Source organism: Scardovia wiggsiae, from assembly GCF_051045985.1.
Lineage (GTDB): Bacteria > Actinomycetota > Actinomycetes > Actinomycetales > Bifidobacteriaceae > Scardovia > Scardovia wiggsiae.
Genome location: NZ_CP157350.1, coordinates 628,091 through 644,829, shown reverse-complemented (window position 1 = coordinate 644,829; position 16,739 = coordinate 628,091). Strand labels below are relative to the sequence as shown.

General features: G+C 52.9%; 10 protein-coding genes and 1 tRNA gene. 8 read left to right on the top strand and 3 right to left on the bottom strand.

The features are described from left to right. Nucleotides 1-511: 511 nt before the first annotated feature. Nucleotides 512-1,579, top strand: a complete 1,068-nt coding sequence (locus tag ABKA16_RS02695; protein WP_434156709.1) for a Fic family protein — start codon at nucleotides 512-514, stop codon at nucleotides 1,577-1,579. 75 nt (nucleotides 1,580-1,654) lie between these two features. Here ABKA16_RS02695 and guaA read toward each other — a convergent pair whose 3' ends face one another. Next, entirely contained in the window at nucleotides 1,655-3,217 is a 1,563-nt protein-coding gene (guaA, locus tag ABKA16_RS02690) for a glutamine-hydrolyzing GMP synthase (protein ID WP_380999049.1), read from the bottom strand. A gap of 358 nt (nucleotides 3,218-3,575) precedes the next feature. Here guaA and ABKA16_RS02685 point away from each other — a divergent pair, with 358 nt between their 5' ends. The 6 genes from ABKA16_RS02685 (at nucleotide 3,576) to glgX (ending at nucleotide 14,173) form a co-directional block, all read left to right on the top strand. After that, the gene (locus ABKA16_RS02685) at nucleotides 3,576-4,454 is read left to right on the top strand and encodes an SGNH/GDSL hydrolase family protein (protein ID WP_380999051.1); all 879 of its coding nucleotides are present in this window, start codon (nucleotides 3,576-3,578) and stop codon (nucleotides 4,452-4,454) included. Between the two features lie 189 nt (nucleotides 4,455-4,643). After that, complete coding sequence (locus ABKA16_RS02680; RefSeq protein ID WP_380999053.1) at nucleotides 4,644-7,121, top strand: phosphoketolase; 2,478 nt, start codon at nucleotides 4,644-4,646, stop codon at nucleotides 7,119-7,121. A gap of 276 nt (nucleotides 7,122-7,397) precedes the next feature. Next, entirely contained in the window at nucleotides 7,398-9,086 is a 1,689-nt protein-coding gene (gene pta / locus ABKA16_RS02675) for a phosphate acetyltransferase (RefSeq protein ID WP_434156708.1), read from the top strand. 254 nt (nucleotides 9,087-9,340) lie between these two features. After that, nucleotides 9,341-10,033, top strand: a complete 693-nt coding sequence (locus tag ABKA16_RS02670) for a DUF3862 domain-containing protein (RefSeq protein WP_380999058.1) — start codon at nucleotides 9,341-9,343, stop codon at nucleotides 10,031-10,033. A 161-nt stretch (nucleotides 10,034-10,194) separates the two neighbouring features. Then, complete coding sequence (locus tag ABKA16_RS02665; protein WP_380999061.1) at nucleotides 10,195-11,421, top strand: acetate/propionate family kinase; 1,227 nt, start codon at nucleotides 10,195-10,197, stop codon at nucleotides 11,419-11,421. Between the two features lie 502 nt (nucleotides 11,422-11,923). Next, entirely contained in the window at nucleotides 11,924-14,173 is a 2,250-nt protein-coding gene (glgX, locus tag ABKA16_RS02660; protein WP_380999064.1) for a glycogen debranching protein GlgX, read from the top strand. A 14-nt stretch (nucleotides 14,174-14,187) separates the two neighbouring features. On the opposite strand, the gene ABKA16_RS02655 is transcribed toward glgX, so the two are convergent. After that, nucleotides 14,188-15,450: an ABC transporter permease gene (locus tag ABKA16_RS02655; protein ID WP_380999066.1), complete on the bottom strand. Its 1,263-nt coding sequence runs from the start codon at nucleotides 15,448-15,450 to the stop codon at nucleotides 14,188-14,190. Nucleotides 15,451-15,599: 149 nt separating this feature from the next. On the opposite strand from ABKA16_RS02655, the gene ABKA16_RS02650 reads away from it, so the two are divergent. Next, nucleotides 15,600-15,673, top strand: a tRNA-Pro gene (locus ABKA16_RS02650). A gap of 85 nt (nucleotides 15,674-15,758) precedes the next feature. On the opposite strand, the gene ABKA16_RS02645 is transcribed toward ABKA16_RS02650, so the two are convergent. Further along, nucleotides 15,759-16,682, bottom strand: coding sequence for a Nif3-like dinuclear metal center hexameric protein (locus ABKA16_RS02645; protein ID WP_380999068.1), 924 nt, complete (start codon nucleotides 16,680-16,682; stop codon nucleotides 15,759-15,761). Nucleotides 16,683-16,739: the final 57 nt, after the last annotated feature.

Here is a 16,739-nt window from a genome sequence, read left to right as displayed (position 1 = left end):
TAATCTTCTAAACGGTTTTGATAGATATCGCTAAAGTATTGAACTCCGTGATCCGAGTGATGGATCAGCCCCACTCTCCTCATCGGTATAACGTCGCATTCAGGCTGGCACGGTTTTCTCCCCAAAACTGTACCGCTCCAATACACGGACGCTGAACCAGCTTTTACCGTCAGTAAAGTCGCTGATGTCTTCAAGAGTTGTGAAAATGCTGCCCTTCAATATCCCCTTCGGTACGGCTGATCAATCCATCAAAATCCTCACGAAGGGTAGTCTCAAGTTTTGCTATGCTGATGTTTCTTTCGCTGCTCTTTTATGTATCATCAAATAGTTATACCTTTCTCTATAGTCCTTCTCATGAGATAAATCCAGCAATAACCTGTGTAACTATAATGCACCCCCTCTGATTCTTAACCTAATTCCTAACTGCCTCATCTTGATCTTATCTGCATCATTTGTATATAATATGAGGTAGTTTATATTCGGATGATGCAGAAAAGGAATACCTATGCCAATGAGGACATTCGATTACTCGACAACACCTGAAGGCCTTTTAACCGCAGAAACTATGCATTTCATCTCTGCCGTCCACGAATATAAAGGCCGACAGGACCTTTATCTGTCGTCACAGCCCGGCATCTTGGACACTATGGTTGAGGTCGCAAAAGTGCAGTCTACCGAAACCTCAAACCGCCTTGAAGGGATCCACACAAGCGATAAGCGGCTCCGTGAGATCATGCAGGAGAATACAGACCTCAGGTCGCGCGATGAAGAGGAAATTGCCGGCTATCGTGATGTGCTCAAAACTATACATGAAAGCTATGAATACATTGACGTTACACCCAACATTATCCTTCAGCTGCATCGTAATCTGTATCGCCACACCGCATCATCAATGGGTGGGCATTTCAAAATAGGCGATAATGAGATACATGGCATCCGCAATGACGGGACCGAATATGTCCGTTTCAAAACTGTCCCTGCGGTATCGACCCCTGATGCCATGGAACGGCTATGCGCCGCGTTTCGCGAAGGATTCAGCGCCGGAACACTCGACCCGCTCCTGATATCACTGGAATTCGTTTTTGATTTCACATGTATCCACCCGTTCAACGACGGCAACGGACGTATGAGCCGGCTGCTCACGCTGCTGCTGCTTTATAAATCAGGATATAAGATTGGCAGATACGTCTCCCTTGAGAAAGAGATCGAACGCACAAAGGGAGAATACTATGATGCACTGGCTGTCAGCTCCAGAGGCTGGGAAAATGGTACAAACGATCCAGGCCCCTTCGTGCGCTATATGCTGGGGGTTATCCTTGCCGCATACCGTGATTTTGAGGACAGGGCTGTAACAGTTTCCACGGCAAAACTGACTAAGGCGGAACAGGTCGAGAACGTTCTGCAGAACGGCATAGGTAAGATCACGAAATCAGAAATTGCAGATGCCTGTCCTGGTATCAGCATAACCACTATTGAGAGGGTCTTGTCAGCCCTGCTCAAAACCGGGAAAATCAGGAAAGTCGGCGGCGGGCGCAGCACCGGATATACGTGGATGGGTCACGCGGCGGTTCAGAAATAGAATAAGGTTTGCAGTGTGCTATAAGCGCGGTTCTGGCCTGCGCGGCATGCCAGCGCAGACCAGCAAGAATCCGTCTTACTCCCACTCGATAGTCGCGGGGGGCTTGGACGTCACGTCAAGGACCACGCGGTTGATGCCGCGGCACTCATTGGTGATGCGTGTTGAGATCACCGCGAGGACATCGTAAGGCACACGCGACCAGTCCGCAGTCATGGCGTCTTCGGAACTGACCGGGCGCAGCACAACAGGATTGCCGTAAGTACGTTCATCGCCCTGGACACCGACGGAATGGACATCTGCAAGCAGGACGACCGGGCACTGCCAGACATCCCTGTCAAGGCCGGCTTTGCTCAGCTCCTCACGCGCAATAGCATCAGCATCCCGCAGCAGGTCGAGGCGTTCCCGCGTGATCTCGCCGATGATCCTGATAGCAAGCCCCGGCCCGGGGAACGGCTGCCTCCAGACCATTTCCTCCGGCAGCCCCAGCTGAGTGCCAATAGCACGCACTTCATCCTTGAACAGGGTGCGCAGCGGCTCAATAAGCTCAAAACCAAGGTCTTCCGGCAGGCCGCCCACATTATGGTGGCTCTTGATATTAGCCGTGCCGTCGCCGCCCCCGGACTCCACAACATCGGGGTACAGCGTCCCCTGCACAAGGAACTTCACTTCCCCGCCCTCGCTGCCGGCCTGCGAAACAATATTACGCGCAGCCTTCTCAAAAGTACGGATAAATTTCTCGCCGATGATCTTACGCTTACGTTCCGGCTCGCTCACCCCTTTAAGCGCGTCAAGGAAATCCTCGGAAGCATCTACAGCAACCAGTTTTATCCCTGTCGCCTCAACGAAGTCATGCCTGACCTGTTCAACCTCACCTTTGCGGAGGAAACCGTGGTCTACGAACACGGATGTCAGCCGGTTGCCGATAGCTTTATGCACAAGCGCAGCAGCAACAGCAGAATCCACCCCGCCGGAAAGCCCGCAGATCACCTGCTTATCGCCAACCTTTTCCCGTATCTGCGCAACCTGCTCATCGATAATGCCGGAAGGGTCCCAGCTGCGGGGGAGCCCCGCTTCCTGATGCAGGAAATTCTCGATAAGATCCTGCCCCAAGGGGGTATGCTTCACCTCGGGATGCCACTGCACACCATACAGTTTCCGCGACTTATCTTCCATAGCGGCTACAGGGGCGCCTTCGGTGTGGGCCAGCACTGTAAACCCCTCCGGAGCCCTGCGCACTGCCACGCCATGGCTCATCCATGTGAACTGTCCCGCAGGGGAACCGGACAGGATGCCCTCCGCCTCGTCAACAACTGCCGCAGTTTTGCCGTACTCCCCCAGCGCAGCCTTATCAACATCCCCCCCAAGCTCATGCGCCATGACCTGGAAGCCGTAGCAGATGCCGAGCACGGGGATGCCTGAATCAAATATCTTCCTGTCAACGCGGGGAGCGCCGGGCTCATATACAGACGAAGGGCCGCCCGACAGGATGATAGCCTGAGGGTTTTTCGCCAGCATCTCATCAGCCGGCATAGAATGCGGGACCAGCTCGGAATACACGTTAGCCTCGCGCACACGCCGGGCAATAAGCTGCGCATACTGTGCGCCGAAATCAACAACGAGAACCGGTCCTTGAGCCATGCCCGTTACCCTCCAAAGCAAAATCATACTGCGGCCAGGCGCAGAACAGTAATGGAAACGATCTGCGTTACATTATCCCGGCTTAATACGACAACCGGGGTCATGCTGCACTGCGCATCTCAATACCTGAAACCGAGCAGCGCCTACATATACAGCATCGCGTGGGATACCTGGAATGCTAGCGCACGCGCACGCAGGACGTTACAGGGCACACATACGTACCGCACAAGTAACAGTGCGCAGTATAGTGCCATAGTGATAGTGCCATAGCGCCGTATAAATCCGCATACTGGATGCTGCACCTGCAATACCCGCGGCGAAACGCTGTTGTCTCACTGAAAAGCTTAGGATGGAATATATGACGTTACCTACACCTTTTTCTGAGCAGACACAGCACGATAAAGACAGCGACGGTAATGCCGGCAGGGATATCAGCAAGGAAACCGGCTCTGAGCCCGGCGTCTCCGGCAGCCCCAGCATACCCAACGGGCTCACCGGCAGGCTCAGCTACGGCGAAAAACTCCTTGCCCGCATAGAAGGCCTGTATGCAAGCAAAACAGTGCATCTGGCACCGGAACCTGAAGGCGGGCGCCATGGGATCATCGGTGTGGACGGCATGGATATGGGAGCCACCCAGCCCTCGCCGTATCTGAAAACCGCGATCCTGGGGGATTCGATGGCCGCCGCATGCGGAGTGGAAAACCAGAGCGAAGGCCTGATGCCGAGGATTGCGCATGGCATTGCGCAGCGTGTAAACAGGCCTGTTTCATGGGAGACTTACGGCCGGCTCGGGGCAACGATGAGGCGCGTACGCTTCCGCGAGTTCCCGGAAGTTGCCGGCACAGATTATGACATCATGTATATTTGTGCAGGGTCTAATGACCTTATGGCACAGCGTTCCACTGCCGAATGGCGTGAAGACCTTCTCGCTGTCATCAGGCAGGCAAAAGAGAAAGCAAAGGCAGTCGTCATCCTCAGCCCCGGACAGCTTTACAACAGCCCCTCCCTGAGCCGTGCGCTGCGCAAGGCCATGCTTATCGCCAGCGACCGCCAGACTGCTGAAAGCGAGCGTATCTGCAAGGCACAGGGCGTGACCTACCTTAACCTGACACATGTTGAAGTGAACGCCGATGTCCCCGAGTTCTATGCCTATGACCATTTCCACCCCGGAAAGCAGGGATACCAGATCATTGCTGATTATGTGACGGAACACACACCTTTGAGCAGTATCATTTAGCTGGCCGGCCGGGCACATTTTTATGACCGCAGGTCCCAAAATGCCGGGAAATAAGCAACATTCTGCGCCTGAACACGCACTGTGAAAGTCGAATGGCTCACGTAATATTATTAGCGAAACGGGACAGTTCTCTGTCTCTGAACAGTAATAATCAACCGCACTGAAAAGTGCAAAAGTACAGGAGTATTTATGACAAGTCCTGTTATTGGAACTCCGTGGAAGAAGCTGGACCGCCCGGTGACGGATGACGCCCTTGAAGGCATCGACAAATACTGGCGCGCGGCCAACTACATGTCCATTGGTCAGATTTACCTTCGCAGCAACCCGCTTATGAAAGAGCCTTTCACGCGCGAAGATGTCAAGCATCGTCTGGTAGGCCACTGGGGGACGACTCCGGGTTTGAACTTCCTGTTCGGCCATATCAACCGCCTCATCGCAGACCACCAGCAGAACACTGTGTTCATCATGGGGCCAGGTCACGGCGGACCTGCAGGCACTTCACAGTCCTACATTGACGGCACATACACCGAATATTTCCCTAAGATCACAAAGGATGAAGCTGGCCTGCAGAAGTTCTTCCGCCAGTTCTCCTATCCGGGCGGTATCCCCTCCCATTATGCACCTGAGACCCCGGGCTCCATCCATGAAGGCGGCGAGCTTGGTTATGCACTGTCCCATGCATATGGTGCTGTAATGAATAATCCGAGCCTTTTTGTCCCTGCTGTCGTTGGTGACGGCGAGGCGGAAACAGGCCCTCTGGCTACAGGGTGGCAGTCAAACAAGCTTGTTAACCCGCGCACTGACGGTATCGTCCTGCCAATCCTCCACCTTAACGGGTATAAGATCGCCAATCCGACCATCCTCGCCCGCATCACTGATGAAGAGCTTCATGACTTCTTCAGCGGCATGGGCTACAACCCGTACGAGTTCGTTGCCGGTTTCGATGATGAAGACCATATGTCGATCCATCGCCGCTTTGCTGACCTGCTTGAGACCGTATTCGATGAGATCTGCGATATCAAGGCAACGGCAGAGACCAATGATGTTGACCGTCCATTCTATCCGATGATCATCTTCCGTACCCCTAAGGGCTGGACCTGCCCGAAGTTCATTGACGGCAAGAAGACTGAAGGCTCATGGCGTGCCCATCAGGTCCCGCTGGCTTCCGCCCGTGATACCGAAGAGCATTTCCAGATCCTCAAGAACTGGCTTGCTTCCTACAAGCCTGAAGAGCTCTTTGACGCAAACGGCGCACTGCGCGAAGAAGTCACCGAGTTCATGCCGAAAGGCGAACTGCGCATCGGTGCAAACCCGAATGCTAACGGCGGTGTGATTCGCGAAGAGCTCAAGCTTCCAAAGCTTGAAGACTACGAGGTCAAGGAAGTCCAGGAGTACGGCCACGGCTGGGGCCAGCTTGAAGCTACCCGCCGCCTGGGCGTATATACCCGCGACGTCCTTAAGCTCAACCCTGACAGCTTCCGTATCTTCGGGCCTGATGAGACTGCTTCCAACCGTCTCCAGGCTGCATACGAAGTCACCAACAAGCAGTGGGACAACGGCTATCTCTCTTCTCTCGTAGACGAGCATATGGCTGTTACCGGCCAGGTGACCGAGCAGCTATCTGAGCATCAGATGGAAGGCTTCATCGAAGGCTATGTGCTCACAGGCCGCCACGGTATCTGGAGCTCTTACGAATCCTTCGTCCATGTGATCGATTCCATGCTCAACCAGCATGCCAAGTGGCTTGAGGCTACAGTCCGCGAGATCCCATGGCGCAAGCCCATCTCTTCTGTGAACCTTCTGGTCAGCTCCCATGTATGGCGCCAGGACCACAACGGCTTCAGCCATCAGGATCCGGGCGTTGTATCGGTGCTCCTCAACAAGACCTTCAACAACGACCGCGTTATCGGCATCTATTTCGCAACAGATGCGAATATGCTGCTGGCTATCGGCGAGAAGGCTTACAAGTCTACTAACAAGATCAATGCGATCATCGCCGGTAAGCAGCCTGCTGCAACATGGCTGACCCTTGATGAGGCGCGTGCAGAGCTTGACAAGGGTGCTGCCGAGTGGAAGTGGGCAAGCACAGCTCAGAATAATGACGAAACTGAGATCGTCCTCGCTTCTGTTGGCGATGTGCCGACGCAGGAGATCATGGCTGCGGCTGACAAGCTCAAGGCTTATGGCATCAAGTTCAAGATCGTGAATGTAGTTGATCTCCTGTCGCTGCAGAACCCGAGCGAAAACAGCGGCGCCCTGAGCAACGAAGAGTTCACTGAGCTCTTTACTGCCGACAAGCCTGTCCTCATGGCATACCATTCCTATGCACGCGAGGTCAAGGGTCTGATCTTCGAGCGTCCAAACCACGATAACTTCAATATCCATGGTTATCAGGAGCAGGGCTCCACGACTACGCCGTATGACATGGTCAGGGTCAATAATATTGACCGTTATGAGCTTACTGCCGAGGCGCTCCGCATGCTTGATGCAGATAAGTATGCTGAAGATATCAAGAAGCTGGAAGACTTCCGCCAGGAGGCATTCCAGTTCGCGGTAGACAAGGGCTATGACCATCCGGACTACACTGACTGGGTATGGTCAGGCGTTAAGACAGAAAAGCCCGGTGCTGTTTCTGCAACTGCCGCTACCGCCGGAGATAACGAGTAAATAAAACCCGTAACCGGCTGCCTTAAGCAGCATGTCCCCTCTGTCCGGAAGGCAGGGGGGACATTATATATACCTAAATACTATATATATACGATTTATGCATGTTCCCTATTACACTGGTATACATGCCTATACACACGTATACACGCATGATATATGCCCGGTAAACCGGCACAGCAGCCGCGAAATCCGGCATAGCCAGGGCCTGGAAAGGCCTGAAACAAGGTAATGGGAACAAATAGCAAATCAAAACAAAGGAACAAAGGAGTGCAGACCGTGTCCCTGACAACAATATTCATTGCAAGCCCTGAAGGTGCTAACGGCCGCAATGTGGTGGCCAATGGAGTAGCCGCGGCTCTGGCCCAGGATAACAGGAAAACAGCAATTTTCCACCCAATAACCTGCCGCCATGATGCATTCACTGATGTACTGATCCATACAGCGGGAGCGGATGAGACACTGGAGCAGGCCCGCGTGATATGCCCGAACAGGGCTATCCTTGATCACGATACAGCCCGTGATGAGATAGTCCGCCGCTGGGAAAGCTTTGTCCCGGAAATGGGAGCAGATGCTGTAGTGATCGTCGGCAGGGATAAACGCCCGACTTTTGACCCTGAAGGCTTTACCCTTGACACACAGGTTTCCGCAGATCTGAAAGCCCCTGTTTTCCTCGCTGTATGCTGCATCAGCCGCAGTCCGAAAGAAGTCCAGCGTACAGTCGCAGCATGTGCCAGCGAAACCGCTAAGGCCGGAAGCTCTGTAGCCGGCATATTCATTACCGGATGGGACCCTCATGATATCGATAAAGCTAAAGATATCAGGGAAGAGCTTTCCGCTTCGGCAGCCCCTGTATGGATCATCCCCGCACACAGCTGCACAACAGATGAGGAGGCGGCTGCTTCGCTGAAACTGTTCCAGCAGGCTGCGCCTGCAGCTGAAGTACTCGCGGCCATTGACCGGTCTGATTTCCGGCGCCCGGAGACCCCCTACGCTTTCCAGGCTGAGCTTCTTACCCGCGCAAAAGCGGATAAAAAGACTATCGTCCTTCCGGAAGGTGAAGAGGGGCGTATCCTCAAGGCTGCTGACTACCTTCTGGAACGGGATATCGTTGACCTTATCATCGTAGGCCGGCAGGATGAAATCCTCAGCCATGGCAGGGAGCTTGGCCTGCAGAACCTCAGAAAGGCACACTTCCAGGCAATGGATGATGAACCGGTCCTCGGGCCAATGGTAGACAAGCTCTGCGAACTGCGCGCAAAGAAAGGCATGACGCCTGAACAGGCACGCGAAACACTTAAAGACCCGTCGTACTTCGGCACCATGCTGGTTGTCCTTGGAAAAGCTGACGGGCTGGTATCGGGATCTGTCAACACGACAGCTGCCACAGTGCGCCCTGCACTCCAGCTCATCAAGACCAGGCCGGATGCGTCGCTGGTGTCCGGAGCGTTTATTATGTGCTTCCACGACCATATTGCCGTATTCGCAGACTGCGCTATAAACCTTAACCCCACTGCTCAGCAGCTGGCGGATATCGCTGTCCAGTCTTCCCAGACAGCCCGTGCTTTCGGCATAGATCCGAAGGTAGGCATGCTCAGCTATTCCACCCTCGGCTCCGGTTCCGGCCCTGATGTCGACCTTGTTGAAGAAGCGACAAGACTGGTCTCAGAGAAAGCCCCGGAACTGCCCGTCGTCGGGCCCATCCAGATGGATGCCGCATGGTCCCCTGAAGTTGCTGCAACAAAAGCCAAAGGCAACCCGGTAGCCGGACACGTCAATGTGTTCGTGTTTCCCAGCCTGTCTGTAGGGAATATCGTCTACAAAGCTGTCCAGAGGTCTTCCGGTGCGCTCGCCATCGGGCCTGTGCTCCAGGGGCTGAACAGGCCGGTCAACGACCTCTCGCGAGGCGCGCTGGTGGCCGATATCATCAACACTATTGCCCTGACCGCTGTATACGCACAGGAATAGGCGTGTCCTGCAGCAGCTGACGCTGAGAGACAGCTTGCTAAGCGGGTATCAATATGCTGCTTTTCCGTAAGAGGCATACTGATACCCGCCGTTTTTATGTAATGGATCGCTATAGCTGCTGTGCAATCAGCATATATTTGTATAATCGTTCCTGCAAGGCACTCCCTTTTCCCGTCTTAATCAAAGAATTGTATATATATATATAATTTCTTCTGTTCAGACTCAACGATTTCATAGCATCAAAGGAGAAAAATATGTCCGAACAGAACGAAATTTTACCTGTTAAATCCACAAAATCGGGAAAGAAGCGATTCTATAAACGTGTGTGGTTCTGGGTGCTTGTAGTTGCAGTTATAGCCATCTGTATCCCTTTGGCTAACAGCCGTAACACAACTCCGGCAGACAGCACACACAGCCCCGTGGAAAACTCTGCTGCAAAGAACAATAATACGACTGGCTCAGACAAAACAATTTCTCAGGATGAAGAATTCAGAAAGAATTTTGATTCAATAAAAGTCGGCGACCTTATGAAGAGCGGAGAAGGCGGATCTACAGAATCAGATGCAGAGAAACTACTTGGGAAACCTTTCTCTTCTTCAACATCAGATTTCCAGGGAGTAAAAACTCAAATCAATATGTGGTCAAAAGGCAGTGTAAGCATTACAGTCCAATTTACTGACAGCAAGACAGTTTCTAAAAATATCACTGGTTTCAAATTCTCCCGTCAGCCCAAGCTGGATATCAATGCTTATAATACTATCTCAGACGGCTCAAGCTACAACGACGTTGTGGCTAAATACGGTGAACCGGATGGATTAAATGAGATGCTTGTAAGCGGCCAGAGGACTGTTACTGCATACTGGTTTACAGGGGCTAAAAGCGGTTCAGCAGTACTTACCTTTACCAACGGCCGATTGACTTCAAAAAGCCAAAGCAATCTGGAGTAAGAAAATATAAACCATGCAGGACCGCGCAGCCTGGATATTTAGACTGAAGTGAAGTAGCCGGATCGGCAGGCCGATACGCCTCACATCCCTGTGCAGACGTATCGGCTTACGAGTATATTAAACAGTGTTAATTACACCACTAGTGATACAAAGGAGCCGTAATGGCGAAAACCGTTCTGGTTATTAATTCAGGTTCAAGCTCAATCAAGTATCAGCTTGTTGATCTGGAAAACGGGGAGGGCCTGGCCTCCGGACTCGTAGAAAAGATCGGCGAACCGACCGATGGCATTTATACCCATAAATTCAACGGCGAAAAGCATACGTTCACTGAAAAGATCGAAAACCATGAACAGGGGCTTAAGAAGGTCTTGGGGTTCTTCGATGAGTTTGGCCCCAACCTTAAGGATTATGAGCTTGTAGCGGTTGGCCACCGCGTGGTGCAGGGCGGGTACATCTTCCCTACACCCGCGCTGGTGACCCCTGCAACTATCCAGCAAGTCAAGGATCTGGCGGTACTTGCGCCTCTCCATAACGGCCCTGAGGCGATCGGCGCCGAAGTTATGGTACGTCTGCTTCCTGATGTCCCGCAGGGGTTTGTTTTTGACAGCTCCTTCTTCTTTGAACTCCCTGAGGCTTCGAGCACATATGCCCTCAACAAGGAAGTTGCTGAAAAGTACCATATCCGCCGCTACGGCGCACATGGGACAAGCCACGAGTATATCGGCTCCGTTGTTCCTGAGACCGTTGGCAAACCGGCTGAGGGGCTTAGGCAGATCGTGCTGCACATCGGCAACGGGGCATCCGCTTCGGCGCAGGTATCAGGCCGCCCCATAGAGACTTCCATGGGGCTGACCCCGCTGGAAGGCCTTGTTATGGGCGGGCGGACCGGAGATATTGATCCTGCTGTCGTTTTCCACCTCATCCGTAACGCCCATATGGATGTTGACCAGCTTGATACGCTGTTCAACAAGGAGTCAGGCATGATGGGGCTTACTGGCCATGGTGATATGCGCGATGTTGACGACCTGCGTTCCCATGGTGATAAAGATGCCCAGCTGGCATTCGATATTTATATCCATCGCATTGTCAGCTACATTGGGGCATACACTGCACAGATGGGCGGATGCGACGTGATCACATTCACTGCCGGCGTCGGCGAGAATGATGCGTCCGTACGTGAAGCTGTGTGCGATAAGCTTGCACCTTTCGGTGTTAAACTCGATAAGGAAAAGAATGCCGTCCGCTCCGGCGATCCGCGCGTCATTTCCGCGCCGGACAGCTCTGTGACCATTGCAGTGATTCCGACAAACGAGGAACTCGCTATTGCCCGCAAGGTTGCAAAGCTCGCTGAAAAGGGCGATGCATACGGGAATGTTTTTGGGCGTTAAGGTAACCATATTAGGCCTGAAGAGGCAATAAGCGCTAATAAGCCCATTTCAGGCCTGGAATAAGGATTTTAGAGGTATGCCATTCTGGCATGCCTCTTTTTTATTGCCCGGCTCCATTCTTTAGTACCCACTCTGCTGACTCTGGTGGTAAAACACGCAGATATAAAAACGAAAAATGTGGAAAACCGCCGAAACAGATTTTATATCTGCGTGTTTTACCACCAGCAGCTGCATAACTGCGACTGCATATCTGCCCAAATCGCATATATCCCCTGACATACCTGGCGAGCTACTCCCCCCCCCCCCTCCTCCCCCATAAGCGCGTAAAGCCGGGAGAACATTTTATTATTAACATCACTGGACTATATTAATGCTTTACTGACGGGTACGCCCCATGCACAGGGTATTCTGTCAAAATCATTGATAAATATGGTATCCGCGACTATCCGGTTTTCCACACGCTGATATACAAAATCTATGTATTATATGAGAGAATAGTAATATGCAAATCAGACCTGGTTCTATGTATCCGCTGGGCTCAACTTTTGATGGCGCAGGCGTTAATTTTGCTCTTTATTCTTCCGCGGCTACGCGCGTGGAATTATGCTTGTTTGACGACAACAACCGTGAAACACGTATAGAAATTACCGAGTGCAATACTTTTGTATGGCACGTTTACATAGTAGGGATACAGCCCGGGCAGCGCTACGGCTACAGGGTGTATGGGGCTTACGATCCCGACAGCGGGCTGCGGTGTGCCCCCTCAAAGCTCCTCCTTGACCCTTATGCCAAGGCGATAGAAGGGATGATAGACTCAGACGCCAGCCTGTTTTCCTATGATATTACGAAACCTGACGACCCTGATGCCCGAAATACTGAGGATTCCGCCGCACATACAATGAAATCAGTGGTCATCAATCCGTTCTTTGACTGGGGCAATGACAGGCATCCGCAGATCGCTTACCATGACAGCGTCATCTACGAAGCCCATGTACGCGGTATGACTAACCTCAATGAGGAGGTCCCCCCTGAGATCCGCGGCACATATGCAGGCCTTGCCCACCCCAGTGTGGTGAAGTATCTGAAAGACCTGGGGATCACCGCCCTTGAGCTGATGCCCGTCCACCAGTTCATCAACGATTCTTTCCTGCAGACAAAAGGCCTGAGCAATTACTGGGGATATAACACGATCGGCTTTTTTGCCCCGCATAATGCATATTCAAGCTCCGGACAGCGCGGCGAGCAGGTCAATGAATTCAAGTCCATGGTGCGAGCATACCATGACGCAGGTATTGAGATCATCCTTGACGTGGTCTATAACCACACGGCAGAAGGCAATAATATGGGCCCTACGCTGAGCTTCAAGGGGATCGACAACCGGTCGTATTACCGTCTCGTTGACGGCAATGAACGCCACTATTTCGACACTACGGGGACGGGGAATTCCCTGCTTATGCGCTCCCCCCATACCCTTCAGCTGATCATGGATTCGCTGCGGTACTGGGTCTCCGAAATGCATGTTGATGGGTTCCGGTTCGACCTGGCCGCCACGCTTGCCCGCCAGTTCTCTGAAGTTGACAAGCTCTCTGCCTTCTTCGATATTATCCAGCAGGATCCGGTCATTTCCCACGTCAAGCTTATTGCCGAGCCTTGGGATATCGGTTCCGAAGGATACCAGGTAGGCGGGTTCCCCCCGCTGTGGAGCGAGTGGAACGGCATGTACCGCGATACCGTGCGCGATTTCTGGAGATCCCAGCCCTCCAAACTCCCTGAGTTTGCAAGCCGCATTATGGGCAGCTCCGACCTGTACCGTGCAGACGGGCGCCGCCCCGTTGCATCCATCAACTTTATTACAGCCCACGACGGCTTTACTATGAACGACCTGGTCAGCTATAACGATAAGCATAATGAGGCCAACGGTGAAGACAACCGCGACGGCGATAATAATAACCGTTCATGGAACTGCGGTGTGGAAGGCCCTACAGATGTGACTGACGTCAATGAGCTCAGGGCCCAGCAGATGAGGAATTTCATTTCAACTATGATGGTCAGCCAGGGCATCCCCATGCTTGACGGCGGCGATGAGATCATGCGCACGCAGCAGGGCAACAACAATGCCTATTGCCAGGACAACCCCATATCATGGACACATTGGGATCTCGATGAGAGACGCCAGCAGCTTCATGATTTTACGCAGAAAATGATCCATCTGCGGCTGAGGCATCCTGTACTCCACCGCCGCAAGTTCTTTGACGCAGAAGCGGAAGGCAATAATGCGCCGCAGGTAGAATGGTTTGACCATACGGGTTCTGTTATGGACCAGGAGGATTGGGACAATACCAATGCCCTGACGCTGATGGTCTTCCTCAACGGCCATGCCATACCTGAAGCCGATGTCAACGGGAACCAGATCAAAGATAACGATTTCATCCTTATCTTCAACGCCTATTATGAGCCTATGATGTTCAGGCTCCCCGGAGAAAAATACGGCAGGAAATGGCGCCTGCTGGTAGATACCCATGACCAGTTCTCCCCGGAGCTTGCTTTCGAGGCGAACTTCGGCATCATGGCCCAGGCCCGCAGCTTTATGCTTCTGGTAAGTGATGAGGGCGATATCTCCGGTACAACGCATCAGGTCCAGGAAATCAAAGTCATTGAGAAGCCTCAGGATAACCAGGATAACAGCCCTTCAGAAGATACCGGCGCGGAAGCATCCAGCCCTGCAGAACAGGCTGAGGGTAGTGAGAAGTAGTACAGGGCCTTTTGCTACGTTGCCGGGCTGAGACGGGAAGCTATCTCCTGTGAACCGTTAGCATACATGCTTGAATACATAAGCATTTCTGACTGCAGCCTGTCGGCTTCCATCGCAGCGATCTGGCGCGAGAAGATGACGAACCACGCCATGAAAAGGAATACTGCCAGAGCTTCAACATTAGTGAATGTAGTGCCTCCGCGCACCCAGTCGATCGCAGAAGCCGATATAACAATAATTATCAGATCGGAAACAACATAGATCGTTTTGGAAAGCTGCGGGGCAAGCCACGGCAGGAAAACCATCAGCGCAGTCAGAGGGAATGCAAGCCCCCGGGCACCTACATTATGCAGGATCGGATGGGGCGTATACCGGAAAAGCCCGACGCTCATGAAGCACAGCGCGGTAAGGATAAGAAGCATTCCTATAATGATGATGCGGGCCATAAAATGCCTGATAGGAAGCTCTACCCGGCGGGGTTCTGCAAGCCTGCCCAGTGACATCTTCAGCTTTGCCCCCCGGGAAGGGCTGCCGCCACTGCCGGTACTATCATCACCTGCGCTTTCTTTACCCTGTACATCCTCAGCCGGTTTGCCGGCCATCAGCTGGGGATGCGCCAGCGAAAGCCTGTAATTGGTAATCAGCTCTGACAGGGAGAAGTAGCTGATGATGATAATGCATATCCCGGCCATAACGATCGTATAGTTGAAAAGCGTGGCCGCAAAAGTAGTCCTGTCGCCCAGTTGGGAGAAATTATTGCGCCACCAGACCGGGTCGTCTGACGTCATCCCTGCGGTCGTCACCCCGGACACAACGAAGAACGGGAGAAGCGATGCGACTGTTTTCGCACTCAGCTGGCTTCCCTGGACAAAAACAATATACCCGCTGACGGCAGCCAGCCCGCCTACAAGCCAAACCAGATACTGCCCGAACTCAGCGCCGAAAATATTGCTGATAGTTGTCAGAGCAGCAAGGACGATGAAGAAGATCGTCGTAGCATAGACTACTGTCAATGAAACGATCTCCAGCAGACGGCGGACAGGCACCCACCATCCGCTCCTGAGGTCCCACGACCGGGAATGCCGCGCATACCCGACCACAAACGCAATACTGCTGAAAACCGCGACTATAGCAGAACCGACAAGCCGGCGGCGCCCTGCAACAAGCCAGACCGCGGGAGCATTGTCTAAAAATATCGACATGAGAAGCGCCGACAGCAGCATGGAGAAAAGCCCCGCAATAAGGCCCGCTGTTTCAGACCGCTGATTCTGTCCCATTTATATTATCTCTGCAATTCTTATCTTAAGGTATTCTTCGATTGTTAATTCCATTGTACTGATGCGGGGGTATGTAGGAATCCCGGGATCCAGCATGTTGTTCGCGGGCGTGCGCTATAGTGTAAGGGTTGTTTGCATATGTAAACATTCGGGCTGTAGCGCAGCTTGGTAGCGCGTCTGCTTTGGGAGCAGAATGTCGCAGGTTCAAATCCTGTCAGCCCGACTTTCAGACTTTGCCTTTTACGCAGGCAATGCCTTTATTTTTACGCCCCGATCCCGTATTTCTGCATGTATATCCTGTACGTCTGTCAGATCCTTAAACTCCACGGATCAGTATTGATATCTGACAGTATCATTTCAGGGCGATACTGCTCACCGAATTTATCAGCTATCGCCTCAGGGATGTCATAGATCCCGTATGTTGACATCCACAATTTTTCAATAGCGGAGTGCGGAGTATTAATAAAAGCAGGCCTGGGATGCAGATCCCCACAGCCCGAAGCGCCCTCACGCAGGCGTGCTTCATGCCTGGCCTGTTCAAGGGCATCTGTGACAGGATGATGCCGCAGGTCGCTGGTGATATAGACATCAACACCGCTGACAGCAGCGTCAGTAATCATGGAATCCCCTGATCCCGGGAGGACTGCTGCCCTGCTCACCGGCATATCGAGATCCCCCGCAACAGTGATGCCAAGACTGGTTTCAGGAAGGATGCGGGCTACTGCGCGGGCAAAGCTTTCCAGATCCTGCGGCGCCTCCAGCTCCCCGATACGCCCGAGCCCTACAGGACCGCGGGCAGACGCATCTTCTACCGGCAGCAGGGGGCCGAGGTCTTTGAGATGGAGCTGCTCGATGAAAGCCTGTGCCTGGCCGCGGTACGCACTGTCAGCATTCGTATGCCCGACCCATAGACCGCAACGGTGCCCAATAAGCTCAGAGACTATCTCCCCCCGGAAGCCCTGTCCCCCGACAGTATGCGTAGCACGAAAGAACAGCGGGTGATGGGTGATCAGCAGATCCGCATGATGCCTGATTGCATCCTGTACCACTTCATATGTAGGGTCTACAGCACAATAGACAGTGCGGACCGGCCAGCCCAGGCTGCCGACGATAAGCCCCGGTTCATCCCAGTCTTCCGCATACCGCAGAGGATACAGGTCTTCCAGAACCGAAACTGTGTCCTTAAGGGACAGCACCGCGCCGCCTGATTCAGATGCAGATGTATCCGTCATACAGCCTTTCCTTTCTAACTATCGATTACCAATATCTGTAATCTGTACGGATCCTCA